Source organism: Jezberella montanilacus, from assembly GCF_003003055.1.
GTDB classification, from domain to species: domain Bacteria; phylum Pseudomonadota; class Gammaproteobacteria; order Burkholderiales; family Burkholderiaceae_B; genus Zwartia; species Zwartia montanilacus.
Genome location: NZ_PVTV01000017.1, coordinates 15,703 through 41,667, shown reverse-complemented (window position 1 = coordinate 41,667; position 25,965 = coordinate 15,703). Strand labels below are relative to the sequence as shown.

At 48.0% G+C, this 25,965-nt stretch carries 30 protein-coding genes; 14 read left to right on the top strand and 16 right to left on the bottom strand.

What is annotated here, in order from left to right; genetic code table 11:
• The first annotated feature begins 58 nt into the window (after positions 1-58).
• Together BCM14_RS13375 and BCM14_RS13370 are read left to right on the top strand one after the other, a co-directional pair.
• Positions 59-1,063: an asparaginase gene (locus tag BCM14_RS13375; RefSeq protein ID WP_106228553.1), complete on the top strand. Its 1,005-nt coding sequence runs from the start codon at positions 59-61 to the stop codon at positions 1,061-1,063.
• Positions 1,064-1,152: 89 nt separating this feature from the next.
• Positions 1,153-2,490, top strand: a complete 1,338-nt coding sequence (locus BCM14_RS13370; RefSeq protein ID WP_106228552.1) for an NAD(P)H-dependent oxidoreductase — start codon at positions 1,153-1,155, stop codon at positions 2,488-2,490.
• Here the strand turns inward: BCM14_RS13370 and BCM14_RS13365 are convergent.
• The 3 genes from BCM14_RS13365 to BCM14_RS13355 are packed head-to-tail and all read right to left on the bottom strand — an operon-like array spanning position 2,487 to position 4,891.
• A complete protein-coding gene (locus BCM14_RS13365) occupies positions 2,487-3,746 on the bottom strand; it encodes an MFS transporter (protein WP_146129783.1) in 1,260 nt (419 codons plus the stop codon). The genes BCM14_RS13370 and BCM14_RS13365 overlap by 4 nt on opposite strands.
• Positions 3,747-3,762: 16 nt before the next feature.
• Positions 3,763-4,680, bottom strand: coding sequence for a DMT family transporter (locus tag BCM14_RS13360; RefSeq protein WP_259673634.1), 918 nt, complete (start codon positions 4,678-4,680; stop codon positions 3,763-3,765).
• Positions 4,607-4,891: a YchJ family protein gene (locus BCM14_RS13355; protein WP_311042732.1), complete on the bottom strand. Its 285-nt coding sequence runs from the start codon at positions 4,889-4,891 to the stop codon at positions 4,607-4,609. Before BCM14_RS13355 ends, BCM14_RS13360 begins: the two co-directional genes overlap by 74 nt.
• A gap of 264 nt (positions 4,892-5,155) precedes the next feature.
• On the opposite strand from BCM14_RS13355, the gene BCM14_RS15365 reads away from it, so the two are divergent.
• From BCM14_RS15365 to BCM14_RS13335, 5 genes are all read left to right on the top strand, one after another.
• Positions 5,156-5,296: a hypothetical protein gene (locus tag BCM14_RS15365; RefSeq protein ID WP_259673633.1), complete on the top strand. Its 141-nt coding sequence runs from the start codon at positions 5,156-5,158 to the stop codon at positions 5,294-5,296.
• Between the two features lie 21 nt (positions 5,297-5,317).
• Positions 5,318-5,884: a chromate transporter gene (locus BCM14_RS13350; RefSeq protein ID WP_106228548.1), complete on the top strand. Its 567-nt coding sequence runs from the start codon at positions 5,318-5,320 to the stop codon at positions 5,882-5,884.
• Positions 5,881-6,468 (top strand): chromate transporter, encoded by a 588-nt coding sequence (locus BCM14_RS13345; protein WP_259673632.1) that lies wholly within the window; start codon positions 5,881-5,883, stop codon positions 6,466-6,468. The genes BCM14_RS13350 and BCM14_RS13345 overlap by 4 nt, the downstream gene beginning before the upstream one ends.
• A 105-nt stretch (positions 6,469-6,573) precedes the next feature.
• Entirely contained in the window at positions 6,574-7,632 is a 1,059-nt protein-coding gene (locus BCM14_RS13340; protein WP_106228546.1) for a hypothetical protein, read from the top strand.
• A complete protein-coding gene (locus tag BCM14_RS13335) occupies positions 7,632-7,850 on the top strand; it encodes a SlyX family protein (RefSeq protein WP_106228545.1) in 219 nt (72 codons plus the stop codon). The genes BCM14_RS13340 and BCM14_RS13335 overlap by 1 nt, the downstream gene beginning before the upstream one ends.
• Positions 7,851-7,888: 38 nt before the next feature.
• Here BCM14_RS13335 and BCM14_RS13330 read toward each other — a convergent pair whose 3' ends face one another.
• The 4 genes from BCM14_RS13330 to BCM14_RS13315 form a co-directional block, all read right to left on the bottom strand.
• Complete coding sequence (locus BCM14_RS13330) at positions 7,889-8,755, bottom strand: alpha/beta hydrolase (RefSeq protein WP_259673631.1); 867 nt, start codon at positions 8,753-8,755, stop codon at positions 7,889-7,891.
• 561 nt (positions 8,756-9,316) lie between these two features.
• On the bottom strand, positions 9,317-9,736 hold the full coding sequence (locus BCM14_RS13325; protein WP_106228543.1) for a response regulator: 420 nt from the start codon (positions 9,734-9,736) through the stop codon (positions 9,317-9,319).
• Positions 9,737-9,810: 74 nt separating this feature from the next.
• Positions 9,811-11,160: an acetyl-CoA carboxylase biotin carboxylase subunit gene (locus tag BCM14_RS13320; RefSeq protein WP_106228542.1), complete on the bottom strand. Its 1,350-nt coding sequence runs from the start codon at positions 11,158-11,160 to the stop codon at positions 9,811-9,813.
• A gap of 22 nt (positions 11,161-11,182) precedes the next feature.
• Positions 11,183-11,404: a biotin/lipoyl-binding carrier protein gene (locus BCM14_RS13315; protein ID WP_106228541.1), complete on the bottom strand. Its 222-nt coding sequence runs from the start codon at positions 11,402-11,404 to the stop codon at positions 11,183-11,185.
• A 103-nt stretch (positions 11,405-11,507) separates the two neighbouring features.
• Between BCM14_RS13315 and BCM14_RS13310 the strand changes: the two genes are divergently transcribed.
• The 4 genes from BCM14_RS13310 to BCM14_RS13295 are packed head-to-tail and all read left to right on the top strand — an operon-like array spanning position 11,508 to position 15,853.
• On the top strand, positions 11,508-11,960 hold the full coding sequence (locus BCM14_RS13310; protein ID WP_146129782.1) for a MarR family winged helix-turn-helix transcriptional regulator: 453 nt from the start codon (positions 11,508-11,510) through the stop codon (positions 11,958-11,960).
• Between the two features lie 42 nt (positions 11,961-12,002).
• The gene (locus BCM14_RS13305; RefSeq protein ID WP_106228539.1) at positions 12,003-13,568 is read left to right on the top strand and encodes an acyl-CoA carboxylase subunit beta; all 1,566 of its coding nucleotides are present in this window, start codon (positions 12,003-12,005) and stop codon (positions 13,566-13,568) included.
• Positions 13,569-13,598: 30 nt separating this feature from the next.
• Positions 13,599-14,606 carry a Bug family tripartite tricarboxylate transporter substrate binding protein gene (locus BCM14_RS13300; RefSeq protein WP_106228538.1) on the top strand — a complete coding sequence of 336 codons (1,008 nt, stop codon included), beginning with the start codon at positions 13,599-13,601 and terminating at the stop codon, positions 14,604-14,606.
• An 11-nt stretch (positions 14,607-14,617) separates the two neighbouring features.
• Complete coding sequence (locus tag BCM14_RS13295; protein ID WP_106228537.1) at positions 14,618-15,853, top strand: CaiB/BaiF CoA transferase family protein; 1,236 nt, start codon at positions 14,618-14,620, stop codon at positions 15,851-15,853.
• Between the two features lie 70 nt (positions 15,854-15,923).
• Here BCM14_RS13295 and katG read toward each other — a convergent pair whose 3' ends face one another.
• The 5 genes from katG to BCM14_RS13270 form a co-directional block, all read right to left on the bottom strand.
• Entirely contained in the window at positions 15,924-18,077 is a 2,154-nt protein-coding gene (gene katG / locus BCM14_RS13290; RefSeq protein WP_106228536.1) for a catalase/peroxidase HPI, read from the bottom strand.
• 233 nt (positions 18,078-18,310) lie between these two features.
• Positions 18,311-19,534 (bottom strand): MBL fold metallo-hydrolase, encoded by a 1,224-nt coding sequence (locus tag BCM14_RS13285; RefSeq protein ID WP_106228535.1) that lies wholly within the window; start codon positions 19,532-19,534, stop codon positions 18,311-18,313.
• Between the two features lie 156 nt (positions 19,535-19,690).
• Positions 19,691-20,005 carry a hypothetical protein gene (locus BCM14_RS13280; RefSeq protein ID WP_106228534.1) on the bottom strand — a complete coding sequence of 105 codons (315 nt, stop codon included), beginning with the start codon at positions 20,003-20,005 and terminating at the stop codon, positions 19,691-19,693.
• 208 nt (positions 20,006-20,213) lie between these two features.
• Positions 20,214-20,597 carry a HEPN domain-containing protein gene (locus BCM14_RS13275; protein WP_106228533.1) on the bottom strand — a complete coding sequence of 128 codons (384 nt, stop codon included), beginning with the start codon at positions 20,595-20,597 and terminating at the stop codon, positions 20,214-20,216.
• Positions 20,587-20,937: a nucleotidyltransferase domain-containing protein gene (locus BCM14_RS13270; protein ID WP_106228532.1), complete on the bottom strand. Its 351-nt coding sequence runs from the start codon at positions 20,935-20,937 to the stop codon at positions 20,587-20,589. Before BCM14_RS13270 ends, BCM14_RS13275 begins: the two co-directional genes overlap by 11 nt.
• A 229-nt stretch (positions 20,938-21,166) precedes the next feature.
• Between BCM14_RS13270 and BCM14_RS13265 the strand changes: the two genes are divergently transcribed.
• On the top strand, positions 21,167-21,814 hold the full coding sequence (locus tag BCM14_RS13265; RefSeq protein WP_106228531.1) for an SOS response-associated peptidase: 648 nt from the start codon (positions 21,167-21,169) through the stop codon (positions 21,812-21,814).
• Positions 21,815-21,893: 79 nt separating this feature from the next.
• Here the strand turns inward: BCM14_RS13265 and BCM14_RS13260 are convergent, their stop codons facing one another.
• From BCM14_RS13260 to BCM14_RS13245, 4 genes are all read right to left on the bottom strand, one after another.
• Complete coding sequence (locus BCM14_RS13260) at positions 21,894-22,901, bottom strand: Bug family tripartite tricarboxylate transporter substrate binding protein (protein ID WP_259673630.1); 1,008 nt, start codon at positions 22,899-22,901, stop codon at positions 21,894-21,896.
• Positions 22,898-23,773 carry an amidohydrolase family protein gene (locus tag BCM14_RS13255; protein WP_106228529.1) on the bottom strand — a complete coding sequence of 292 codons (876 nt, stop codon included), beginning with the start codon at positions 23,771-23,773 and terminating at the stop codon, positions 22,898-22,900. The genes BCM14_RS13260 and BCM14_RS13255 overlap by 4 nt, the downstream gene beginning before the upstream one ends.
• A gap of 89 nt (positions 23,774-23,862) precedes the next feature.
• Positions 23,863-24,129, bottom strand: a complete 267-nt coding sequence (locus BCM14_RS13250; protein ID WP_106228528.1) for a hypothetical protein — start codon at positions 24,127-24,129, stop codon at positions 23,863-23,865.
• A 130-nt stretch (positions 24,130-24,259) separates the two neighbouring features.
• Positions 24,260-24,487, bottom strand: a complete 228-nt coding sequence (locus tag BCM14_RS13245; protein ID WP_106228527.1) for a hypothetical protein — start codon at positions 24,485-24,487, stop codon at positions 24,260-24,262.
• Positions 24,488-25,132: 645 nt separating this feature from the next.
• Between BCM14_RS13245 and BCM14_RS13240 the strand changes: the two genes are divergently transcribed.
• Together BCM14_RS13240 and BCM14_RS13235 are read left to right on the top strand one after the other, a co-directional pair.
• Entirely contained in the window at positions 25,133-25,408 is a 276-nt protein-coding gene (locus BCM14_RS13240) for a hypothetical protein (protein ID WP_106228526.1), read from the top strand.
• 160 nt (positions 25,409-25,568) lie between these two features.
• Entirely contained in the window at positions 25,569-25,853 is a 285-nt protein-coding gene (locus tag BCM14_RS13235; RefSeq protein ID WP_106228525.1) for a hypothetical protein, read from the top strand.
• The last annotated feature ends 112 nt before the right edge of the window (positions 25,854-25,965 follow it).

Genomic DNA, 25,965 nt, shown 5'->3' with positions numbered 1-25,965 from the left:
AGAAGCATGTCTATTCATTAACGACACCTATTAATCAACAAGCGACCGGACTGACTGTATGAATAACAAGCCAAGCGTTGCCGTGATCAGCACAGGCGGCACCATCACCTCAATTAGTGGTTTGGGCGAACTGGACCTCTTTGAGTACAGCGCAACGGGCACACGTCTCGACGCAAACGAAATGATGGCCATGTTCCCTCAGGGAAACGAAGTCGCTGACATCATCCCTGTCCCCTTTGAGGCGTTGTTATCGACCGCGATTTCGTTCCCCCACTGGAAACGCCTCGCACAAACAATCGAAAATCTGGTTAAGCAGTACCCCGCGCTATCAGGCATTGTCATTTTGCACGGTACATCTGCGATGGAAGAAACCGCTTATGCGCTGAGTCTGACACTGACTGTTGACGTACCCGTCGTCGTGACGGGCTCTCAACGCCCTGCCAGCGCCTTATCGACCGATGCGGGCATGAACATTTATAACGCTGTGCGCGTGGCAGCCTGCCCTGAAGCGCGTGGTCTTGGCGTGCTGGTTTGCCTGAACGATGAAATTCACGCAGCTAGAGAAGTCACAAAAACCTCGAACGGCCGCTTGCAAACGTTTAAAGCGCCCGACTTTGGTGCACTTGGGCATGCGGATGGTGATCGCGTCGTGTTCTACCGCAAACCGGTTAGAACAACCTACCCTCATACAGAATTTGCCTTAGACGGCATGGATGCGATGCCGCGAGTAGATATTTCGTATAGCTATGCAGGCAGTGACGGGACCGCTATTCGGGCCTTTGTCGCAGCGGGTGCTAAAGGTATTGTCGGTGCAGCCTTTGCACCTGGCCTGTTGGGACCGGATGATATGGCCGCGATGAAAGAAGCTGCTGCTCAGGGCGTTCGTGTGGTTTTATCGTCTAGAGCTGGTTCTGGTCGAGTTTTTGGTCCCAGTCACAACCGTGCAGCAGGCTTTTTGCAAGCCGATAATCTCAATCCCCAAAAAGCTCGCATTCTGCTTGCCCTGGCTTTGAGCAAAACAAATGAATTGAGTGAAATTCAAAGAATTTTTGATATGTATTGAAAGTATTAACAGAACTAAAACCTTGTCAGACAGCACACCAAGATCGAGACAAACAATCGATCAATATACATTCAACCTAAGGAGATAGCATGTCCCTCTTTGCAAAATTAAAAAGTAGAGCCGCAGCAGGTAATTCAGTCAAAGTTGGTCTGATTGGTGCAGGCAAATTCGGATCAATGTATTTATCTCAGATACCACGGACGCCCGGCGTCCATTTGGTGGGCTTGGCTGATCTATCGCCTGACCGGGCGCGCGAAGCGTTGAAGAAGGTGGGCTGGGCTGCTGAGCAGTATGGCGCACAATCCTGGGATCAGGCACGCAACACCGGTGCCACGTTCATCACTGATGACGCAGATGCGATGATTGCCAGCGATCACGTTGATATTGTGATTGACGCAACAGGCAGCCCGGCTGCGGGTATCCATCACGCCTTGTTATGCTGCAAGCATGGCAAGCACATCATCATGGTCAACGTTGAAGCAGACGTACTGGCGGGTCCCTATCTAGCAAAAAAAGCCGCTGAAGCAGGCATTATTTATTCGATGGCGTCAGGCGATCAACCCGCCTTGATTGCAGAGATGGTCGACTGGGCGAGATCCACAGGGTTTGAGGTTGTCTGCGCCGGCAAAGGCACTAAATACTTGCCGGTTTACCATCAATCAACCCCCGATACCGTTTGGGGTCATTACGGGTTCAGTGACGAGCAAGTGGGGTCGGGTGACTTCAATGCCCAGATGTTCAACTCGTTTCTGGACGGCACCAAATCGGCACTTGAAATGGCGGCAGTATCGAACGCATGCGATTTACGGCCGCCCGCTGATGGGCTGTTGTTCCCGCCTTGCGGCGTTGATGATCTTCCCCACATTTTGCGGCCAGTGGCAGATGGTGGCATCTTGTCACACAAGGGTAATGTCGAGGTAGTTTCGTCGATCGAACGAGACGGCAGACCCGTCTTTCGGGATCTGCGCTGGGGCGTGTATGTGGTGTTCGAAGCGCCAACGGATTACGTCAAAAGCTGTTTTTCGCAATACGGTCTGAAAACCGATGCGAGTGGGCGCTACGCGGCCATGTACAAACCTTATCACTTGATCGGTTTAGAACTTGGCACATCTGTGGCGAGCATTGCCTGCCGGCAAGAAGCAACGGGCGCCACTTCTGGTTTTCACGGCGACGTTGCGGCGACCGCAAAACGCGCCCTGAAGGCTGGCGAAACGCTGGACGGCGAAGGCGGTTACACGGTCTACGGTAAAGTCATGCCCGCTGCAGATTCTCTAAAGCTAGGTGCTCTGCCCATCGGGCTCGCTCATCATGTCAGACTAAAAAATGATGTGCCTGCAGGCCAGACCGTTAAATGGGCGGATATCGACATAGATCAAACGAAAGAGGCTGTGCGCGTCCGACTAGAAATGGAGACGATGTTTCGCTAGCTTGCCGCTTCTTCTTTAAACCACAAACCCGGCTTCAGCGCGCTTATCGCCAGAAAAGCAACTGCGAACGCTGGGCTAATCAGAAAGACGGCCCGAAACCCGAGCATAAAGGCCTGGGGACTGTCGTGGCCGTCACTCTTAGTCTCAGGCAACAGCTGAGAGAAAATCCATAACCAAGTAAAGGCGCCGACAATCACGCCAATCGTACGAGTGACTTGGGTGAGACTACCGGCTACCCCCCTCGAACTGCGAGGCAAGGCTGCCACAACCAGGTCCGCATAAGCAACCTGGTACACGCCTAAACCAAGACCGCAAGACAGCAACGAACCACCAATCAACAGAATTGAGGCGTCTTGAGACCACAATGCTATCGAACAGACTGAGAGTGACGTTATCCAGGCGGATAGATAGGCCACGAGTTCAACCTTGGTTGCTTGGGTAAACCTCGGTGCGAGAAAAGAACCAGCCACAGTCCCCGAGGCCCAGAGACCCAGTAACAACCCACACTGGAGGTAAGTCCAGCCCAATTGCTGCACACAGAAATAAGGCACTAGCAAGGGAACCGTAAACACCGACCACTGGACAACAAAGCTAGAAATATTGATCCAGAGAAAATTGTTATTTTGCGAGGCCACTTGTGATAGCACAGACCAGGCGGAGAAATTGACGTCGTGCCGTTGCCTCGTTTCATCGTCATGTTCAGACAAATTCACATAGCGCAGCGAAAACCAAGCGAACACAATAAGCGGTATGCGAAACCAATACACGCCGGGCCAGCCCATTAACCCAGTCATCAAGCCGCCCATAACAGGGGCGATGGCCGCTGCCAAAGCGAAATAAGCACCAAAACGCGATAAAGCCCAAGTACGTCGATGATCAGCAAACAAGCGCAACACCAAGGCGGGCGCACACGATACTGTCAAGGCGGTTGCGACCCCCTGAATCACGCGACCAACAAGCAAAAGTCTAAAACTGGGGGCAACAGCACACAATAAAAAGGCCAAGGCGCCAAGCATTAAACCCCAGCGAAATATCTTCAAATGGCCAACGCGGTCGCCGATTGAGCCGAAGAGCAACATCAAGCCGCCGTAACTCAACATGTAACAAATGGCGACCCACCGTATACCCTGCGTATCCAGACTAAACGCCTGTGTCATGGCAGGAAAAGCGATATTGACTGAGAAATCCAACGGCGCAATGGATGCACCCAGACAGATCACCGCCATACCTAGCGCGTGGTTTCTGTTGCTATTCAAAAATCACCTGTTGTTGTCAACGCCGCTGCCACCAGATCAGGCCTGCCCCGCTGAGCATGATGATTGCCATCCCAACTCTTGTTGCCACGTCTGGGGTGTAACCGAAGAATAGAAAACCAATCAAGGTCGCAAAAATAATTTGCGAATAACTAAACGGAGCTAAAGAGGCCACAGAGCCGAGGCGGTAAGCATGAGTCAACAACAAATGCCCAGCCATTGCCAGTGAACTGCCGATTATCATCAAGCTTAATGCACCTAGGCCAGGCGTTTGCCAAAAATACCAAACCACTACACTCAGTAAAACAGTACACACCAGGCTTGTCAAAAAATTAGTTGCGATCATGTGATCAGTCGTGAGCACACGACGTGTGAGTATTTGAAAACCAGCCATGGCAAAAGCAGCTGCCATCGGCAAAAGAATTGCAGGCGTGAACAATGCGCTACCCGGCCGCACGATGATCAATACACCAAGTAACCCGCCGGTCACTGCAACCCACTGACCCATCTGGATTTTTTCGCCAAGAACCTTGCCCGAGTACCAGGTCACAATAAGGGGAGCGAGAAACACAACTGACGTCGCTTCGCCGACCGGCACATATCTGAGCCCAAGCACAAAGAACATGCTCGACATCAGCATACACACGCCTCTCATCAACTGAATTTTGTACTGTTTTGAGTACAAAATACGAGCGCCCATTTTGGGGACGAAGACACCAGCTGTCAAAACCGTCTGTATCGCAAAACGCGCCCAGATGATCATGATGGCAGGATAAGTGAGTGTTAAATATTTCGTGATCCCGTCGTGGCTTGCAAAAAGCAAGGTGGATATCAGGATAAACAACACCCCGTATAGTGGCTGCTTAGAGGGGATCACGTTCTCGACCGTCCAAGTAATACCAGCGGCCCGCACGACGCACAAAACGACTGGTCTCATGCAGCCTGCCACCTTTGCCATCTTGCCTGTAACGCGCCACGAATTCTACTGTTGAAGAATTCTCGTCATACCGTTGATACTTCTTCACAGTTAAGTCTAGCCACTTGAGTTTTTCATCACTACTCACGCTCGCCGGCCGGTGTTCGCTAGCCCACGTCGCAAGCAGATATGCCTCGTTATCGAGAACATAGGCGGTGTAACGTGATCGCATCAATGAAAGCGCATCGGGAGCCGGCGTTGTGTCAAAAGCGTTGATGTAGCAACCGCAGCATTGTTCAAATGTCTTCGGCACTTTTTTAGGAGACACGGACCCGCAAGGGCAAAGTTGAGCAGCAACAGGCATTCGTGGTCAGTGTGGCGCAAGTCAAGCAACCAACATTCTATGCCAGTAGATGACTTTCTTACCGCGGCGGTTTGCTAAGATGTCAGTGTTAAGAATTAATTCAATCGATACACAAATTTACGGAGCTGAAACATGAGCAATGCTGATCACTCGCACGACACCCATACCCAGCACGCGTCTGGCAGCGGTATTTGGACGATCATGTTGATCATGATTGTGCCGTCGGCACTGACCTTGGGGTGGGTGATTTATCAATCCGCCTCAGGACAATAAGCTAATTTTAGTATTGTTGGAATGAACCAACCCCAGCATCCAGTCCCCAAATCACTTGGTGATCTGTTTTTTTCTTTTACTCGCTTGGCCTTGCAGGGCTTTGGCGGTGTTCTCGCCTTCATGGAGAGAGCGTTAGTTGAACAAAAACAGTGGATGACGCGTGAAGAGTTTGTTCAGGAATGGGCAGTCGCACGCACCATGCCAGGTCCGCCCGCCATGAACCTCAGCATTATGGTGGGTGCTAAATATTTCGGCTGGCGCGGTTCGGTCGTCGCCGCAGCTGGGATGTTGGCGGCACCTTCCGTCACAATCGTCCTGCTGGGCATCCTGTATGCCCAGTTTGGCGATCAGCCACAAGTCACTCAAGCCTTACGGGCAATGGGCGCGGTGGCGGCAGGTTTCATTATGGCGACTGGAATCAAGTTGCTTACTGCGCTGAAAAAAAACCCACTGGGAATCCGTGTTTGCGCCATGCTGGCTTTTACAGGCTTTACAACCATCGCCTGGCTGCATTGGCACTCAATCTTAGTGCTGGCCGTTCTAGGCGGAGTGGGCAGCGTACTCGCCTATAAAAAGATTCCAGCGTGAATAGTTCTCTAAAAATCGTCATGAACTGGGGTGATTGGATCGATCTGGTTAAACACCTGCTTGCGTATTCAGTGGCTTCGATCGGCGGCCCCCTTGGTTTGGTATCTGAACTGCATCGCTATTTAGTCACTCAACAACAATGGCTGACAGACAGTCAATTCAATGCATCAGTCGTGCTGGCTCAAGCTGCGCCTGGCCCTAATGTCTTATTTATTGCCCTGCTTGGCTGGAACATCGGAATGAACGCTGGCGGCTATCTGTATGCACCAGGCATCGCCCTGCTCTCCTTAATCGGTATCTTGTTACCTAGCTGTAGCATGATGTTTTTTGCCACTAAGTGGTTATCACGCAATCAAGAATTGAGGGCTGTTAAGGCTTTCAAGCAAGGGATGAGCCCGACTGTCATTGCCATGTTGATTGCATCCGGCTGGCTCTTAGCCACGGCAAACACTGCAACGCTTAGTGATTGGCGACTCTGGGCTACTACTGGCGTGACGGCCATCCTGATTATTGATGGCAGAGTCAATATGTTTTGGCTGCTAGCCATTGGTGGCACCCTTGGCGCCCTCGGCCTCGTCGCGTAAAAACTTAAGTTGATCGACAAAGAATACTGCCACTGTCAACAAGATGACCCGATTCGTCAAGTATAGTGTTGGGCTTTACTGCACTAGTTTACTCACTACACATGAATGAATAGCGACATCGTCGTCACTCGACAAGAATCGAGCCCCCTTAGCACTGAACAACATGAGTTTGCGGCGTTGGTAGACGAGGCTAAGTCTTTAGCCGACAAAACGTCTGCCCTGCGTGCGCTGGTTGATCAACATCGCGTGACTTTCTGGGGTATTGTTAGGCCCCTGCAAGTGCGCCAGGCTGGGCTTAAACGTGCCACGATTATTATGCTGGACGAGAAACTCTCAGTGGAAGGGTTAACGGCGAAACAGCTGCGTCAAATTAAACGCATCATTTGCCGAACAGCAAAAGAATTCGCCCTGAAGGGCGATGATGAAATGCGGCTCTTGCACGATAAGCACAGTGAAGAAACTTTGGCTGAGCTCGAAAAATCCCAAGCGGACGAGGCAAGATCGTATTTCGAGCAAATGATGGGCGAAGAACTTGACGATGAGGATGAGTTCGAGAACGTCGACGATGTGCTTCACGCTAGCATCGAGCGTATGCGCAAACAGGCAGAAGCCCGCGAAAAGGCAAAAGAAAAACGTCGTAAGAGAGCTGGCAAGTCGGCTATCGAAAATGGTGTTGCCGAGGATGATTTCGATACGAAGGCAAGCCTAAGAGCGATTTATCGTCAACTTGCCAGCGCTTTGCATCCAGACCGTGAAGCAGATCCCGTTAAGCGCATCTACAAAACGAGCCTCATGAGCGAAGCCAACACGGCCTATGAGCAGCACGATTTATTTACGTTATTGCAATTGCAAACCAAGGCGAATCTTACCGAGCAACAAATCACGGCTAGTCTTTCAGTAGAAAAAATACCTGCACTGATCAGTCTGCTTGAGCATCGCATCCAACTACTCAAACGCGCTTTGCGAGACATAGAAATTGAGACCGTTGCGGAATTCGTGCTTCCCTCCGCTGTCTCGATCACAGCACCTTCACTGAAATCCCATCTTAAAAAGACGCAACTGGATTTACTGAGCAACATTACCGATCTCAAAGCTGACATGGTAAATATGTCAACACGCATCGGGCTTAAACGCTGGTTGCGTGAGCAAGAAGAACTTATCTAATGACGACCGAGCAAGACATCGACAAGCGCTTGACTGACCTCGAGGTCAAGCTGATACTGGCCGATGACATGCTGGATCAGTTAAACCAGACGGTCTTCAGGCAACAAGAACAAATCGAATCTCTCGCTCGCGAAATCAGTGTTTTAAGAAGGCAGACCCCGCAAGAAGGCAACACACAGCTGCCGAGCTTACGCGACGAACTACCGCCGCACTATTAAACGGCGGCTTCGTTGGCATGCCGGCTCATTCAATCGCGTTATCGGGTGATGAGATGTTCAGTGAACCAGTCTTTTGCTAGCCCTGAACATTCAGCCAGCCGCACGTTATACGGCTGATAATGACCGCCTTTGAACATATGTAGCTTTTTTGGCTCGCGTGCAGTCTCAAACGCGGCAAGCTGGTCATCGGTTGGGCAACGCATGTCGTGATCAGCGATAATCATCAAGAGCGGTGTCGGCGCGATACGCGGTATGTAAATCCCCGGCTCATAAGCCATGCGCAGATCGAGTGTGCGTAAGGTGACTGAATTCACATAGGTGGTCCCAACGCCTGCAACCGCACTCCATTCGTAGCTTTCAGAGCCCTCAACCGAAATCGCCACGAGTTTAGGGGGTAAGCCTTTTGCGCGATCAATGCGATCTTCATTCATCGCGTCAAGTATGGCGTCAAGCTTATCGGTGGGGGTCGCTCTCAATGTATTTTTGTAACCGCTGACGGTTGGGACTTGAGATACGACACATTTCACCCTTCTGTCAGTCGCAGCGACCACCAGCACGTGCCCACCTGAGTAACTTGTGCCCCACAAGCCAATTCGACTTGAATCAACTTGCCGTTGCATCACGGCCCAAGTGATCACATCGCGCATGTCTGCGATCTGCTGCCAGGGGTCAAGCTCAAAGCGGGGCTCACCTGCACTCGATCCCGTATTGCGATGATCATAGACTACACAGGCAAAGCCCGCATTGACAAACACCTCAGCGGTTTGATCCAGAGACATCTCTTTGACTGCACCAAACCCGTGGCTCATCACGATTGTAGGAAAAGGTCCTTGAGCCGAGTCGGGTGTGTAAAACCACGCATCGAGTTCGACACCGTTGGCTGTAATTTTTAGGTTAGTACGCACGTCTGGCTCCCGTATTTTATGGCTAATTTTTGTGTGCTTACTTTAACGCAGATACACATGAGCCGGGAAACTGGACAACGTTTTGCGCCAGAACGTCTCGCCTGTGCTGAGAGACTAGTGCAGGTATTTGGCAATACCCGGACCAAACACCTGAAGCAATGAGTTTGCTTTCAAAGCGTTTGTTCTCAGTTTTAGCGAGGCACTCTGGGGCGAGTATCGAGGCCGTGGGATTCATATTGCGGCGCTCTGCCCTCCAGCTGTTGAGACTGGCTTCATCGATAAACTGAGCGACGATTCAGTCAAGAGCACAGCCGTATTTTCGAAGACTATTTCAGCTGAGCACGTCGCCATAGAAGCCATCAAAGCACTTACTAGTTCGCAACCAACTCACATCATCGGTTTTAAAAATTGGCTGATGGCGAACTCCTTGAGGTTTGCGCCTCGCAGCCTCGTGGCAAGGGCCGGTGCTGCTTTGCTTCGGCCCAAACATTAAGCACTTGCCTGAGCATCGCGCCAGGCAATTCTTGCCCTTTAAAGACAATCGAAAATGGGCTTGATCAGTCAAGTTTGCTGGTTGGCAGCAAGAGTCATTTTATCCAAAACACGGATAATTTTTCTGGCTAATATACTGATAGAGAATGGTTTGACCACGTAGCCATTGGCACCAGCTTTTGCCGCAGCAAGAACATCGTCCTTTCTGCTAGTGGCTGAAATAATGATAACGGGCGTGTTAGCCAATTCAGGATCGCTGCGGATCGTGTGAAGTAACATCAAGCCATCCATATGAGGTGCATTCAATTCAGCAATCACAAAGTCATGAGATTTTTGCTGAAGTTTCCGGATTGCGTTCAAACAGTTGTCTGTTTCATCCGTGACGGTATAGCCGGCCTCTTTTAGAGAGTGTTTGATCATACGACGCATCACGGCTGAGTGATCAACAATCAAAAATCGAGTGCTCATGTACTTAGTGGTTTGAGACATACAGCGCTTCCTGAGATGTAAAACTCACCAAAACTGAACCCTAACCCTCGCAGTTGTATTCATTTTGGCACAACTCACTCAAAAAAACGGTTTAAAAACCGCGTATCGTACTGATTAGCGCCAAAGCTAGCATCGGCCATGACGGACTCATGAAAGCTAGCAGTCGTCTTAATCCCCTCGATTTGAAGCTCACCAAGTGCCTGCTTCATCAATTCGATTGCTTCGTCTCGCGAATGAGACCAGCATATTATTTTTGCAATTAATGAATCGTAGTAAATAGGAATCGTGTAGCCTTCAAAAACATGAGAATCGATCCTGACACCCTCGAGAGTTGGCCACTTTAATTTTATAATAGTGCCCGGCGAAGGCATGAATTTTTTGTCTGGATTTTCAGCATTAATGCGGCATTCAATGGAGTGACCGTGACTAATCAGACTATTTTGATCGAGCCCTAGTTTTTCTCCGCTTGCAACTTTTATTTGAGCCTCTACCAGATCGAAATTGAAGCACATCTCTGTGACCGGATGCTCGACTTGTATGCGAGTATTCATTTCTAAAAAATAAAATTTAGACGTATTGAGATCGTATAGGTACTCAATCGTACCAACGTTCAAATATTTCGCCTCCGCACAAATTCTCTTTGAAGCCTCGTAAATCAAAGCGCTCACGTCTGAAGTCAAGATGACTGCTGGACATTCTTCTATTAATTTTTGATTTTTACGCTGGATGCTGCAATCTCGTTCACCGAGAACGTAGATATCCTCTTGATCGCAAAGAACCTGCACCTCGATGTGTCTAATATTTTCAAAATATTTTTCGACATACAGCGCTGAGTTAGCAAAAGATCGCAACGCCTCTGTTGCCAGTCCTTCATAATTCCTGCGTATTTCCTGCTCGTCATAAAAGACTTTCATCCCACGGCCACCGCCGCCAGCGCTAGCTTTGATGATGACAGGATAGCCAATTGAATTCGCGATTTTTATGGCGTCGTCTGAATTGAGGATTTCTCCCGTTGAACCAGGTGATACCGGAACCCCAGCTTGCTGAGCAATTAATTTAGCTCTGGCTTTATCCCCCATATCGATCAGGGTCTCAGGATGAGGGCCGATAAAACTAATGCCCGCTTCTAGACAGGCCATTGCAAATTCGGCTTTCTCAGACAAAAACCCATAGCCAGGGTGAATGGCATCCACGGCGTGTTGTTTAGCCACAGATATTATTTTTTCAATATTAAAGTAGCTCTGTAAGGCAGGCCCAGGGCCGATATTGACTGTTTCATCCGCTAATTTGACGGCAAGGCTATTTTCATCCGCATCGGAATAAACCTGAACAGTCTGGATATCCATTTTCTGACATGTCTTAATAATACGAACTGCGATCTCTCCCCTGTTTGCAATGAGGATTTTTGTTATCTTTTTTTTCATCTCAATACGAGCCGACAGAGAGTTAATATTTAATTGAAACGAGAACCTGCTCTTCTTCAATGGTGTCGGTTTCTTTCACATGCAAATGTTCAACGATGCCATCTTGAGGTGCTTCAACCGGGATCTCCATCTTCATGGATTCAATAATAAGCAGCGTATCCCCGGCCGTCACTTGTTCACCCTCACTCACAAGTACCTTCCAGATCGATCCCGATATTTCGGCTTTGACGTCTATTGATCCCATGGCTGTCTCCTTTAGTCAATACAGGGGCTGTATTTATCGTTGACAAAGTTTCATAAATTAGTCAACATAGTTGTCAATATTATCAGTATTTCAGAACAAAAACGTGAATCTAAAACTTCAAGAATCGAGACAAAATGGATTACCGCGCCTTCTGCTTTTGGCGAGAAGGGGATTTTTAGCAAGAGTGAAGCTTGACCTGCAAGAAAATGCCGGCTATCCCTTCAATGCCTATACTGGCTTTGCTTTGCCGTTTATTGACCTCAACGGAACCTCGCTGACCGAATTATCAAAAAAGATGGGGGTCAGTAAACAGGCGGTATCTAAGACAGTTCGCGAGTTAGAAGCCGCTGGATTGATCAAACAAATCATTGACCAGAACGATCAACGGAAGCGGGTTGTCACCTTCACAGATCAGGGCATTGACTATATGAAGAAGCTCCATAAATCAATTAAGAAAGCTGAGCTAGAGCTATCGAACCATCTCGGTGCTGACGAGTTTCAGCGTTTAAAAATGACCTTGAAAAAATCTCTGAATTTTTACGCCCAAATACGCTGACAACACAAAATAAATAAAGCTATTGATTAAGGAGTACTCACGATGACTTGGTTAAAAGAAGTTGAAGCGATTCAGCTGCGTCACGCTTTAGCAGAAAAATGCGGTGGCGAAGAGGCGGTAAAGCGACAACACGATCATGGCAAGCTAACAGTTAGAGAACGCATTACCAAATTGCTGGATACCGGATCTTTTCGCGAAGTCGGAAAGCTGGCAGGCAAAGCCGTTTACGACAAAGAACAATTAGTGTCTTTTGAACCAGCCCCCTATGTGATGGGTTTGGGCAAGATCAATGACCGACCGGTTGCAGTGGGCGGGGAAGACTACACCATCAGAGCAGGTACCGGTTTTGGCAGCGACCGACGAAAAGGCGGGCAAGGCGGTTTTATCGAGGACCTTGCCTTCGAATACCGCATCCCCCTAGTCAATCTGATTGATGGCACCGGCGGCACCGTTAATACCGTTAAGCGTAAGGGGTACACCGTTATCCCGGGTTATGGGCAAGACGGGTTTGAAAGGTCTGCGCAGCTAATGGGTGTGGTCCCAGTGGTGAGCGCCGTGATGGGCACTGTTGCAGGCGGTCCTGCGGGTCGTGCAATGCTGGCCCATTGGTCGATTATGGTGAAAGATACGAGCCAGATTTTTGCTGCTGGCCCACCAGTGGTAGAACGTGCTTTTGGACAAAAATTACACAAGAACGAACTCGGCGGCCATAAAATCGCAGCTGAAACGGCTGGCACGATCGATAACGTCGCTGAAAATGAAGAGGACTGTTTAAATCAGATTAAACGGTTTCTATCCTTTATGCCTCAAAACGCCTGGGAGCTGCCGCCCCATATACCAAGCACCGATCCAGTTGATCGATGCGAGGAAAAGCTTTTGTCGATTGTGCCGCGGTCTGAGCGACAGGCCTACAACATGAAAAACCTGATTGCTATGGTTGTAGATAAGGATTCTGGTTTTGAAATTCAGGCAGGGTTCGGTAAAGCCGTTATTACGACCCTTGCACGAATGAATGGCTATGTCGTTGGCATTGTTGCCAACAACCCCATGTTTGGTGGCATTGTTGATGTCAAAGCCGCAAGAAAGCAGACTCATTTTATTGAGCTGTGTGATTCATTCAATATCCCTTTGATTTTCTTTGTTGATGTACCTGGTCTATTAATCGGTGTTGAATCGGAATCACAAGCCATTATGAGATTTGGTATTCAACAACGCTATGCGTTGGCGCAAGCGACCGTGCCCATTTATAGTGTGTTGATCAGAAAATGTTTTGGGGTGGCAGGTGGTAGCGTTATTGATCGCGCTGGATTGAATTTCAAAATCGCATGGCCCTCTGCAGTCTGGGGTTCGTTGCCAATTGAAGGCGGGGTCAAGGCAGCCTACAGAAAAGAAATTGATAACGCTCCAGATCCAAAAGCCAAAGAGGCTGAAATTGAAGCTGAACTCAGAAGCCTGTCTTCCCCTTTCAGAACAGCCGAAGCATTTGCGGTTGAGGACTTAATCGATCCCAGACAAACTCGGCCCTATTTATGCCAATTTATTGAAGCAGCGCAGTTCCGGCTAAAAACACAAGTAGGACCGAAATTTAAGGCTGGTGTTCGACCCTGATTGTTATCCAGAATAAAAAGAGGTGAATACATGGTTAAAAGATTATTCCGTATCCTATGTTTTTCTGGCTTTTTATCCCTTGTCGGTCTAAGCCCTGCTCCTGTGCTGGGTGCGGATTGGTCTCCGGCGCAAACAATTGAATTTGTTGTGCCCGCCGGCCCTGGTGGCGCCTTAGATCAGGTTGGTCGGCTACTTCAGCATTTTTTTGAACAAAATAAATATTCAAAAAATCAGATGGTGGTCATCAATAAAGGGGGTGGTAATGGAAAAATCGCCTTTGATGTACTGAGACAAAAGCCTGGCGATGCACACTACCTGACTACCAATACGACTGGTTATATTTCGAATTATTTGCTTGGCAATTTAGACATCTTGCCAAGCAGGGATTTGACCCCAATCGCCATCTTGCAAGACGAGTACTTGGTGTTAGCGGTTCGAGCAGATTCTCCGATTAAAGATTTTGCACAGGTCATCAAAAAATTAAAAGAAGATCCTGCCAGTTTGCGAATTGCCGTGGCGACCAGCCTTGGGAACCATATCCACGTCGGCACTGCAAAAGGATTGAAAGCCGCTGGGGTAGACATTACAAAAATTGTAGTGGTCCCCTTCCGCTCATCATCAGATTCGATTCTTGCCGCGATGGGTGGTCATATTGAGTTAGTTGCGGCAACCACACCCAATGTCGTGTCAATGTTGCAAGCAGGCAAAATCCGACTGCTAGCCGTGAGTGCTGAAAAACGCCTCGGTGGTGTCTTTAGCAACACCCCGACTTGGCGTGAAAGCGGCGTCGATTCAGACTTTCATTCGACACTCGGGATATTGGGGCCTCAAGGACTAAAACCAGAGCAAATCACATACTGGGAAAACATTTTTAAACGCCTGACTCAAAGTAAGGAGTGGCTAGAAACGATGGAAAGAAATCAAAGTCGTTCTCACTTTTTGCCAAATAAAGAGGCAATCGAGTATTACGACCAAGAATTCGCAAGTGTGAAAGAAATCGTCAGTGATCTGAACATCCCCGGCTCCACAAAAAATTGAATTGAGACTGTATGTCTTCAACTGAACCGTTAGATTCGCCTGTGCACTCTGGCCCCTTAGTTGGTTATAAGGTACTGGAATTGTGTTCGACTATTGCTGGCCCCGCCTGCGCGCGCATGCTTGCCGATTTTGGCGCTGATGTCATTAAAGTTGAACCACCGGGAGGTGATCCCATGCGAAGTATGGGCAAGCATTCTGGTGACATCTCTCTTTATGCAGCCACCCTGTTGAGAAATAAGCGGGCAATTGCCGTTGACCTGAAGACGGTAGAGGGTCGAAAAATTGTCCGAGAGTTAGCCTTGAAATGCGATGTATTAGTAGAGAACTTCAGACCAGGCGTCATGGAAAGATTAGGTCTGGATTATGAGAGTTTGTCTCAAGAGAACCCGGGCCTTGTGATGGTCAGAATAAGTGGTTATGGTCAAACGGGTCCCTATAAAGATCGACCAGGTTACGGTGCAATTTGTGAAGCATTTGCCGGCGTGAGAAACCTGACAGGCGATCCCGACAGACCCCCTGCCCGTGTGGCGTTGGCAACTACTGATTATTTAAGTGCCGTGTATGCATGCTACGGCACCTCCATGGCGCTCTTAAGCAGAGGCAAAACTGGCCGCGGCCAAGTGGTGGACGTGGCCCTCTATGAAGCTGCTTTTTCACAAATGGAGGCCTACGTCCCTGCGTTTAAGACCATTGACTTTGTGCCGAACCGGGTTGGCTCTAACTTGCCCAATATGGCGCCCAATAGCTTGTACCTAACCAAAGATGGTGGCTATGTATTGATCGCAGCAAACAGCGACGCGACCTTTAAACGCTTGATCGCTGTCATGGGTCAACCTGAACTCATCGATCACCCTAAGATGAGTTCCATCAGGGTTCGCGGACAGAACATCGCATTTTGCAATGAAATGGTATCGGCCTGGACAGCACAGCATGACGGCGTAGAAATCGAGCGTCAATTGTTAGAGGCAGAAGTCCCAGTTTCAAGGGTCTACACCATGCCGGATATCTTTGCTGACCCGCATTTTCAGGCAAGAGATATGCTCCCACAAGTTGAGCATCCTGTGCTTGGGCCCTTAACGCATCCAGGCGTTGTGCCTAAGCTCAGTTCAACACCTGGTGAGATTCTTCATTCAGGTCCAAATTTTGGAGAAAATACGAGAGATGTTCTCAGAGATGAGTTGGATTACAGCGCAACTCAAATTGATGAACTGATCGAGCAAAAGGTTATTTTTTGTTCTCAAAGCTAGTCGTTGGACGAGCACAAACAGGCTCGTCCTTTTGCAAAGTCGTCAGGTCACTCATTAATCTACCAGACTGTTATTTGAACAAATCAGCATTCATGACTTTTGTCCAAGCCGCGACAAAATCTTCAGCAAATTTTTTCTTATTATCATCCTGCGCGTATACCTCAGAGTAAGCGCGCAGGATCGAATTTGAGCCAAATACTAAATCGACTCTTGTCGCAGTCCACTTGGTTTTACCTGTGCTTCGCATAACGATGTCGTAACTATTGCGACCCGTTGGTTTCCACGCATAATTCATGTTAGTTAGATTCACAAAAAAGTCATTACTGAGAACCCCTACTTTGCTTGTGAATACACCATGTTTTGAACCGCCATAATTGGTGCCAAGTACACGCAAGCCCCCAACAAGAACGGTCATCTCCTGTGCCGTTAGCCCCATCAATTGCGTCCGATCTAAAAGCAATTCTTCTGGCGTCACCACATAATTTTCTTTTAACCAGTTGCGATATCCATCGGCCACAGGCTCTAATACTTCAAAAGATTCAACGTCTGTCATCGCTTGCGTCGCATCGCCGCGACCGGGCGTAAACGGGACTTTGATATTGAAGCCACCCGCTTTAGCGGCTCCTTCGATACCGATGTTGCCAGCCAGAACAATTACGTCAGCAATACTTGCCTTGGTTTTTTTAGCAATTGCTTCGTAGATGGCGAGCGCTTTCGAAAGGCGCTCAGGCTCATTGCCAATCCACTCTTTTTGAGGAGCCAGACGAATACGAGCACCATTGGCGCCACCTCGCTTATCTGAGCCACGGAAGGTTCGAGCACTATCCCAAGCAGTCGTGATCATTTCGCTATTGGACAAGCCACTGGCTTTGATCTCGGACATTACCAATTTCAAATCGTAGGTTTTACGACCCGCTGGGATTGGATCTTGCCAAAGCAGAGTTTCTTTGGGGACATCTGGGCCAAAGTACCTGACTTTTGGGCCCATGTCGCGGTGGGTTAATTTAAACCAAGCCCTGGCGAAGGTCTCTGAAAAATAAGCTGGATCTTTATGAAAACGTTCTGAGATCTTTCGGTAGGCTGGATCCATTTTCATCGCCATGTCCGCATCAGTCATGATGGGCATAGCGCGTATCGACGGATCCGTTGCATCAACTGGTTTATCTTGCTCTTTAATCTTGACGGGTTCGTATTGCCAAGCCCCGGCTGGGCTTTTTTTCAGCTCCCAGTCGTGATTGAGAAGCATATCAAAATAGCCGTTATCCCACTGGGTGGGGTGTGAGGTCCAGGCGCCTTCAATCCCACTCGTCACAGCATCGCGACCAACGCCACTTGTCTCTTGATTGATCCAGCCAAGACCTTGCTCTTCAAGCGGAGCACCTTCAGGTGGTGGGCCCAGTTTGGCAGCGTTACCGTTACCGTGAGCCTTGCCTACCGTGTGACCACCTGCGGTTAACGCGACGGTCTCCTCATCATTCATGGCCATTCTCGCAAAAGTGATGCGGATATCATGAGCAGTTTTAATTGGGTCGGGCTGACCATCAACCCCTTCAGGGTTCACATAGATCAAACCCATCATCACGGCTGCTAAGGGATTCGAGAGATCACGTTCACCTGAATATCTGCTGCCTTCGCCTCCACTTTTTTGCAGCCATTCTTTTTCAGAACCCCAGTAAATATCTTTTTGAGGATGCCAGATATCTTCTCGCCCAAAAGAAAAGCCAAAGGTTTTATGACCCATCGACTCGTACGCCATCGTGCCCGCGAAGACAATCAGGTCTGCCCAGCTTAGTTGATTGCCGTACTTTTTCTTGATTGGCCATAACAAGCGTCGTGCTTTATCAAGATTGGTATTGTCTGGCCAGGAATTAAGTGGCGCAAAGCGCTGATTACCAGTGCCTGCACCGCCGCGCCCGTCAGCGATTCGATAGGTTCCGGCAGAGTGCCAGGCCATCCGGATCATCAAACCACCATAGTGACCCCAGTCTGCCGGCCACCAATCTTGGCTGGTGGTGAGTAGCTTCTTTACATCTCTCTTGAGTGCTTTTATATCCAGCTTCTTTAACTCTTTTCGATAGTTAAAGGACGGCCCCATCGGATTTGTCTTTGCGTCATGCTGGTGAAGAATGTCGAGATTGAGCGACTTAGGCCACCAGGCCATGGGGCCTTGACTGGATTCAGTGTTGGCCCCGGACATCACGGGGCAAGTTGCATTTGACGTCATTTCAGTTTCCTTTGAATTACTGGTGTTGAACCGCGTACATCAAGAAACATCAGACAGAGGTGATTTGTCTACGTTTTCTCTTGCTGATTTGTTGTAACACGTTTAATCGTGTTAATTCGATCATCGCAGATAGACAGTCCGGGCTATGTACGCCAAGAGACAGATAGCAAACCACGTTGAAAATGAATATCGGCTAAACGCTGACAGAATAAGGTTAAACCTTTTATGTAGCCTTATTTAATGAATAGGTTTAGAGCCAGAATAATACTCAAAATTGAGGGCCGGATCACAGTCTCGCCACAATCATCGCCCGCAGTAGTTGAAGCCATATGTTTAATTGAATTGAGCATCGTCGCACTGAATTTCTGCTCATCATGAAAACCGAGTTTCGCTTTCACGCTATGGTTGGCTGTTAGATGCGTACCCGTCGCACTCAGCGAGTAGGAATCAAAGTATTGCTTTTGCGGAATCAGCTCAATCGCTTCACGTTTCAGGTAATCGGCGAGGTCGTTATCTTTATAAGGATAAGGGATGCCTTTCCAGAAAGAGTTAAAGAGACCGTCCCAGTGATGAGGGATATACACTTTTGGATGAAGCACAGGTACAACGAGTTCGGCCACCGGTTTACCACCGGCACCGATCCAGACATCAACCTTATCAAGACCAGCAGCCTTCATCGCCATTTTTAAATCTTCGATTGGCGAACCATAATTAACACCGTCGACAATAATATCTTTATCCAGATCGTAGGCACTGGCAGAACTGTTGATAAAGAAACTGACTTTGCCTTTGTCAGTGTTGACCACAAATAAGTAGGCTCTGTTACCGCCGCCGTTTGGATAGTCTTCACCTACCCCGGCGCGGTATTGACCTTTGGCATCAGGCGTTGGGGGTTGATAGAGCTCTCGTGCGAAATGTTGAATGGGGTTTTTATTGTTACCACTATGATTAAAACGCACTACATACACATCCGTATTGTCATTTAGCGCGATTTTTTCGCCACCACTGACACTCTGACATTGGCTGGTTTTGACGCCCTGTGCCTCAGCTTGAAGACAAGTGGATACACCACCAATCATTTTTGCCCCAGTCAACTTAGACCACATGGGGGCATCCCAGCTGTGGTCAAAATGGCTATGTCCAACCATCATGTAATCCAAGGCGCCTTTGCCAAGCACTGCATCCTTTACTTTTTTGATTGAGGCTGTGTCGACGCCATAAGATTTTGTGGTGAACGCATAGGGATCTTCAGGGAGATTCTTTGGGGCATAAAAGAACGGAGGCCCGGGGACGCGTGTGATGTACGCATCCATCATGATTTTTGTATCACCAATCTTGATGTACCAATTGGCAATCGACATCCAAGTCAATTCAACCGGATTGACTGCAGACGCTGCAAAAGCTGATTGCGCGCACAGAAACAAGAATAAAAACGAATAGGCGATTTTTTTTAGCATGATGTCCCCAAGCCTTATTTAATTTCTTTTAAGCTTACTGGGTAACACAGGAAAAAACAATCAACTAACAGTCGAGAATGTTTGCGACCTGAAAGCTAGACATAATATTCGTTTCTTCTTGTATCAAATCCCCAGCTGTCACTGTGCCGGAGAGATTTATTTCAGCTTTGACTCGCACGCTTGATTTGCCGCTGCCAGAAGCACGGGATCAATCGTTTTATCGGTACCACGCATCGCCATGGCTTGATCATTGGTCAGTTTGTCAGCGATAAAGGTCCCGTTACATTTGCAGAAAGACGCAATGGCAGCATCGCTGACTGAGGCAGGACGTTCGGCTCGCTGCTTTGTGCTGCAGGTGGTCTGTGCTTTATCAATCAATCTGTCTCTGACCATACCAGTGGTTTGCGCATAGGTAGTCGTGGCGAACAACATGACGGCGACGGCAGAGAGTGTTGTTTGAAAGAGCTTCATAAGATCCTCGTTGAAATCTGATTGAACCTTGCTGTCTGCCCGAATCAAACAGGCACTCGTCAGATTATCATGGAGTTTGCTACCTAATTGTTAAAAACCGCTAGATCAACTATGTGCAGTCACTACAAACCTGTCACTCATATCAATCAGTTACGCAACATCTTTGGGCTTGGGCCACTGACAATCATTGGCAAGCCCGATATACTTCTTAAACTACTGACAACAATCTCAGCGCATCAACAAAGACCTTAGCCTCATTGACTGCCCATTGTGCCTGCTCAATCTCGACTGGATCGCCTTTGTAGTCAGCGACTAATCTAAGATCTTCTACTTTATTAAACGATTTGCCTAAAGCAAGCGTAACCCTACCCGTCTTGACTAGTCGAAGGCTGAACGCCGCGATCAGACCGCTATGCGTTTTTATTGCTAGAGCACTTTCATTTCCGTCAGCAATCAATAACGCAGCACGAGCTGCGTCGAACATCGCGTAATACGCCCGATTACAAGTGCCATCGAAATCACCAGCTTGCAACAGCAACTGAGCAGAACTGAGCGCTGTTGTAGCTTTGTCAAAAAGCTCGTTAGCGGTCAATTAGTATGCCGTCTTTTTGAATATTACGGATCAGCAGAGGATTAGAGTAAAGCTCGGGATGATCCCACTCTTCTTGCCAAATTGGTAGTGGTTGGATTCGCACACCTGTATCTAAAAGTACTTCGTACGCTAAATCATCCATTACAAACTTTGTTTCAATAAATTTACCGACTACACCACGTAGTATCACAGCAATGTCAGCATCACTTTCGTCTGAATGTGTATTTCGAGCGCGGCTACCAAAAAGCAAAGTGCGACTAACCTCGAAATGCTGCACGAGCTTATCCCAGAACGCACTAGCTGCGCCCTTCGTAGCAGAATCGATGATTGAATTTGACATGGATGACAAGTAAGGTAACGAAAATTATCTGTCTTGTCATGGACAAGACCCTAACGCGCGCGGTCTCATTTTAAGGCCCTGTGACAAGTTTGCCAACTGAATACTGAAATAGTCGAAAACAAACGAATAATATTCTGCCCCTTAATTCACTTCAATCCCATTCGATCGCTAAACGATACCGTGTTACAAAATAAAACAAATAGCCTGATGAGTCGAATCACAAGCGAATATGTGTAGCCACTACAAACCTGTCACTCATATCAATCAGTTACGCAACATCTTTGGGCTTGGGCCACTGACAACCATTTGCAAGCCCGACATGTGGCCAGGCTATGAAGGTCTTTTCATCCGCCCGCACCCGCACGCTGATGTTGGCGATGAAGCTGTCCCCGATCGCGAGGCCGTCTCCGGCCACTGGGGCTTAATCCCGCACTGGTCAAAGGACGGTAAAGTCCGTGGCACTTTCAATGCTCGAAGCGAAACGATTGCTGAAAAGCCTACGTTTAGAGATGCCTGGAGAAAAGCGCAACGTTGCATCATCCCAGCGATATCTGTGTTTGAGCCAGACTGGCGGTCGGGTAAGGCCGTCGCGGCTGAAGTATCGAGGGCTGATGGCGAGCCAATGGGTATTGCCGGACTATGGTCGGCGTGGCGTTCGCCTACCGGCTGGGTCGAGAGCTACACCATGCTGACCGTTAACGCTAATGACCATTCAATATTTAAGCTATTGCACAAGCCACAAGACGAAAAACGCATGGTGGTGATTTTGAATCCTGACAGCTATGAGGCCTGGCTTAAAGGGACCCCGTCAGACATAGCGGCGCTGATTAGGCAGTGTCCTGCTGAAGCGCTTGAATTAAAAAGCGCCATCAACTGATTAGCTGAGAGCGCTTGGATTAGCTGAGATCTCTTTGGTTTTCGCCGAGGCGCAACACCTTATACCTCGGCAACGAGTATTAATCTTCTTTCATTTTGACGTTTTTCATCACTGCAGACCATTTGTTAATTTCACTCAAAATAAAGCTACGAAATTGCTGGGTTGTGCCCGGTTTTGGCGTCACGCCGAACTCTGTTAGTTTCTTGACGATGGCAGTGTCCGTCAGCGCACGATTCAGGCCAGCATTTATTTTGTTTGCAATTGCCTCAGGGATATTTGCCGGACCGATTAGCCCCCACCAGACGGTTGCCTCAATCTGGTGATAGCCAGCATCAGTCATGCTCGGGACCTTCGGAAGTACATCTAATTTTTCGGGGGTACCAACTACGATCGCTCGTAAGCGACCAGTTTGTAACTGAGGCAAGGCTTGCGCGAGATCAAGCAACATGAAGGACACACGATTGCCGACAAGATCAACAATAGCTGGCGCGCCGCCCTTGTAGGCAATATGTGTGAGCTCAATTTTGGTGGCGTAGCTCAAAAGCTCAGCCCCTAAATGAGCTGAACTCCCGCTTCCCGCAGAGGCGAATGTTACGGCACCTGGATTTTTCTTAGCTGCAGTAATGACGTCCCCAAGTGACTGATAAGGTGCTTGCTCGGGCACAACCATTATTAGCGGCGCACGCCCAACATAACCAAGCGTTGAGAAGTCTTGAGGCATACGATAAGTTGAGCTGGGGTACAGCAGACTATTGGTAGCAATGCCGTTGCCGCCAATTAACAGTGAGTAACCGTCCGCAGGCATTTTGGCGAGTGCCTCCATGGCGATATTGCCATTCGCGCCGGGTCGGTTTTCGATAATGACGGATTGATTAAATTGCTCTGACAGACTCTGGCCAATTAATCGGCCCAAGATGTCTACTGCACCACCGGGTGGGAAAGGAATAATCAGATGGATCGGCTTATTCGGATAATCGTCTCCCGTGGCTGCAGAGCAGTTGGCTGAAATGAAAAATACAGCTAGGCCGCCAGTCAAAAGCAGTCTAGCTGACAAGCGTATTAAGAATGTTGCTTTTAAAATTATCATGATGTTTTTGGTTCTGGCCATTTGAGAATATCGGAAATCGCTCTGCTCATTACCCAGCTCAGATCATCGCCTCGCAAGAAACTCAGCTCCTGAAGAAAATGATTCACGCACTCAGTATAAGGGCAGGGAAGTCTTGAGAAGTCAGATCCCCACATTGTGCGCGTGGGGCCAAAGGCCTCAAAAATCTGACGCAAATAAGGTTCGATATTTTTGTAGGGATACGGCTGAGTGCTGTAGCAAGGTGCTGAAGATGCCTTTACTGAGACGTTGGGGTGTTTTGCGAGTTTGAGCATCACGTCAAGGTCAGCAAAACAGTCGTCATCTCTTTTCCCACTCAGTCGACCCATATGATCAAGAATCAGTTTTAAATCAGGATGCCGAGAGGCCAGCTTGTCGATGACATCCATGCGCCCAGGTATCAACAGCATGAGGGGAATCCCAAGCTTCTCACAATCCGCCCAAAACCAATCAATCGACTCATCATCCAGCCAACTAGCCCATTTTGGTTTGTGAAAGGTCATGCGAATGCCAAGCATCTGTGGTTGCGCCAACCAGCCTTGCAAAAGATTGCGTGCGTCCGGCGCACTGGGATCAAAGCGACCCATGACAGCATAGCGGTCGGGATACCGAGCAGCAGCCTCTAGAGCAGACAAATTATTGTCGCCAACAGGAGACGGAGGAACAATAATTGCGCGAGATACCTGTGCACTATTCATGACACTAAGCATCTCCTCCGCACTAACGGGCTCCTCTCGATGGGGTCGTGCACCCTCAGCTGCGACGAATACTTTTTTTGCGATCTCTTCGGCAGGCCAGGGACGATCAGGCCGATGAGCTTCCCATATATGCACTTGTGAATCTGTAATGATCATTTTTAACACCCGCTCCTGTCGAATAAGCTCTGCTGAGTTTAAGGCTGAACCTAGTGTCTACAAAACTAGCGATTCATGTAGCTGATTTTTCACGCGGCTTTATGTTGGCTGTTGTGTGCGGGCAGTATTTGTGGACTAACAACATTAACATTTTTGACATAAGGCAAAAAAGCAATTTCTACTTCTACGCCGGCAAGCAACATTTGCAAAATTATTTCGCTGTATTGCACAACATCGTCTATTAAACGATTCCTGTTTGCTTTGTAATATTCCCACCGAATTTCGCGAGCAACTTGTTCTTTAGTTTTTTTGGAGTAACGTTTTGAGGCTAACACTGCACGACGAGATTGAGCCATTTCGGATCCTTTTAAAGATTGAGCGAATACAGCAGACGAAAGCTGACTAACAGTTGCTACGGCTACGGTTAGCAGTAAGGTGGAAACGCGCTTGTGATTGCACTGCAGAGGGATACGACAGTTTTTTAATTTAACTGTGTAGCGGAAATTTTTTAACTTGCATTTTGTTTGGCGCTAACGTAACGGCTTTCAATTGTTTGACTTGATTAAGCACGCTGTCAGGAAAAGCAAAAACGTGTTGCATTGTATGTAAAGCATCGGCTAACGTTTCTTGCTTTCCATTCCAAGTGAATACAACACAAGCATTAACCGAATCGCGTGTTACTGTAAATGTTTTGATCGCTTTAGTTTTTTTCATAAATTACCTTTTACAGTCAAGTTAAGTAAAAAATGGTCCGCACCACGCTAAAAGGTTTAGCGCGGCAATAACATTTGCTATCGACGAAGTTAACGCGCACTAGCTGTACTTAAGCAGCTAAGCGCAAACGGAGTTATTAAAAAAACTATTTAAGTAGTTGGCCCGCTATTACAGCGGCTGGTGACAAAATCGTGTGCTGATTTTGTGTAATGAACTGGGATTGAAAGTGTAAGATTTTGCGATTTAATTGTCAATGAATCTCACGACAAAGTAGCCCCATTTTTTTGCAGCTTGTTCGCAACGACATCAGCCAAAACTATGCGTCAAAGGCGCGACAAAAAACAATGTGCGCGTTGTAAAAATATCGCTAAAAGAAAAGAATTTTTGCTGCCAGTAACCTCCGGATTTCACGGAATTATCTTGACAATTAATTCGTGAAAAACTACATTATCAGTGTAGTAATTAAGATTAAAAAAATAAAAAAGATAAACAAATACTTCATAAAACAACAAGCCTTTGTACACGCAACGTGTTGCTTTACATCTTTTAACCTCATCAATCTAGTTTGCTTAAAAATCACGGCGCTGCCTTTGCTAAGGACTATGCGTCAAGTCGCGCTTTTGACTAAATTTTAAGGAATCGCTTGTGGGAATAAATCGTCTTTGTTGGGATCTTATTAATCTAATACCAGGGCCAGACAGCGAAATTTCGCACACCAGACTGACTGAATTGCTGGAAGCCGTGTACCGTCGTGATGAGCTGCCTGAAAGTTTTACTCGTAAAGTACTCAATCAGCTTGAACGCTTAGCGTACGTTGCCGAGCCGCAATTATCTGTTAAAAAAATAGATCGCGTGTACTACTACAAGTGGAGCGAAGACGCTGCACGCTTGCCAATCGTTCGCAACAATAGCAAGCGCTAATTAAGCGCTACTTCAAATAGATGGCAGTCATCGTATTTTTAAAAGACTGCCAAAAACTCTTTATACAACCACATAATAAATTGCGACCGAAGTTGTTCACGACATTTTTCTTCGTGACCTTTTTATATGATCTTGTTCCTTCAACTTTTTGGATGCGACGATGACAAAAACGATAAGCACGAAAAAGCCAGTCTTAAAATCTGCTGCAGCAAAAGAACAGCAAGCACTACACGAAATGTATGATTATTTTAAAAATAATCGCGCACTTATGCCTGCCAACATAACCACCCAGCGCGATTTTGTTATCGCACAGTTACTAGCGGGCCGGGATGTTGCCGAAGTCTATGCGCAAGCAATCGCCAACGCAAACGCGCTCGTCGAAATAAAACCTTTACCAAAAATCCACGTGATTCGCGCCAAAGGTACTGCGGCTAAAGCTGCATAGCTCAACCAGGTGAAGTAGTCGCGTCTGATTCACAGCACCACCTTTGACTAGCGACTACTTTACTCACCCCGCTAGGGCATTCGCTCAATTCACCTCGCCAAAAAATCACAAG

Bases quoted from the DNA above. Each gene is read 5' to 3' on its own strand.
- BCM14_RS13260 (WP_259673630.1), bottom strand. From the start codon at position 22,901: ATGATAATTTTAAAAGCAACATTCTTAATACGCTTGTCAGCTAGACTG.
- BCM14_RS13315 (WP_106228541.1), bottom strand. From the start codon at position 11,404: ATGGGATCAATAGACGTCAAAGCCGAAATATCGGGATCGATCTGGAAG.
- BCM14_RS13355 (WP_311042732.1), bottom strand. From the start codon at position 4,891: ATGCGATCACGTTACACCGCCTATGTTCTCGATAACGAGGCATATCTG.
- BCM14_RS13295 (WP_106228537.1), top strand. From the start codon at position 14,618: ATGTCTTCAACTGAACCGTTAGATTCGCCTGTGCACTCTGGCCCCTTA.
- BCM14_RS13250 (WP_106228528.1), bottom strand. From the start codon at position 24,129: ATGGCTCAATCTCGTCGTGCAGTGTTAGCCTCAAAACGTTACTCCAAA.
- BCM14_RS13280 (WP_106228534.1), bottom strand. From the start codon at position 20,005: ATGAAGCTCTTTCAAACAACACTCTCTGCCGTCGCCGTCATGTTGTTC.
- BCM14_RS13350 (WP_106228548.1), top strand. From the start codon at position 5,318: ATGAACCAACCCCAGCATCCAGTCCCCAAATCACTTGGTGATCTGTTT.
- BCM14_RS13325 (WP_106228543.1), bottom strand. From the start codon at position 9,736: ATGTCTCAAACCACTAAGTACATGAGCACTCGATTTTTGATTGTTGAT.
- BCM14_RS13265 (WP_106228531.1), top strand. From the start codon at position 21,167: ATGTGTAGCCACTACAAACCTGTCACTCATATCAATCAGTTACGCAAC.
- BCM14_RS13335 (WP_106228545.1), top strand. From the start codon at position 7,632: ATGACGACCGAGCAAGACATCGACAAGCGCTTGACTGACCTCGAGGTC.
- BCM14_RS13360 (WP_259673634.1), bottom strand. From the start codon at position 4,680: ATGAGACCAGTCGTTTTGTGCGTCGTGCGGGCCGCTGGTATTACTTGG.
- BCM14_RS13300 (WP_106228538.1), top strand. From the start codon at position 13,599: ATGGTTAAAAGATTATTCCGTATCCTATGTTTTTCTGGCTTTTTATCC.
- BCM14_RS13370 (WP_106228552.1), top strand. From the start codon at position 1,153: ATGTCCCTCTTTGCAAAATTAAAAAGTAGAGCCGCAGCAGGTAATTCA.
- BCM14_RS13375 (WP_106228553.1), top strand. From the start codon at position 59: ATGAATAACAAGCCAAGCGTTGCCGTGATCAGCACAGGCGGCACCATC.
- BCM14_RS13320 (WP_106228542.1), bottom strand. From the start codon at position 11,160: ATGAAAAAAAAGATAACAAAAATCCTCATTGCAAACAGGGGAGAGATC.
- BCM14_RS13285 (WP_106228535.1), bottom strand. From the start codon at position 19,534: ATGCTAAAAAAAATCGCCTATTCGTTTTTATTCTTGTTTCTGTGCGCG.
- BCM14_RS13255 (WP_106228529.1), bottom strand. From the start codon at position 23,773: ATGATCATTACAGATTCACAAGTGCATATATGGGAAGCTCATCGGCCT.
- BCM14_RS13340 (WP_106228546.1), top strand. From the start codon at position 6,574: ATGAATAGCGACATCGTCGTCACTCGACAAGAATCGAGCCCCCTTAGC.
- BCM14_RS13305 (WP_106228539.1), top strand. From the start codon at position 12,003: ATGACTTGGTTAAAAGAAGTTGAAGCGATTCAGCTGCGTCACGCTTTA.
- BCM14_RS13245 (WP_106228527.1), bottom strand. From the start codon at position 24,487: ATGAAAAAAACTAAAGCGATCAAAACATTTACAGTAACACGCGATTCG.
- BCM14_RS13270 (WP_106228532.1), bottom strand. From the start codon at position 20,937: ATGTCAAATTCAATCATCGATTCTGCTACGAAGGGCGCAGCTAGTGCG.
- BCM14_RS13235 (WP_106228525.1), top strand. From the start codon at position 25,569: ATGACAAAAACGATAAGCACGAAAAAGCCAGTCTTAAAATCTGCTGCA.
- katG (WP_106228536.1), bottom strand. From the start codon at position 18,077: ATGACGTCAAATGCAACTTGCCCCGTGATGTCCGGGGCCAACACTGAA.
- BCM14_RS15365 (WP_259673633.1), top strand. From the start codon at position 5,156: ATGAGCAATGCTGATCACTCGCACGACACCCATACCCAGCACGCGTCT.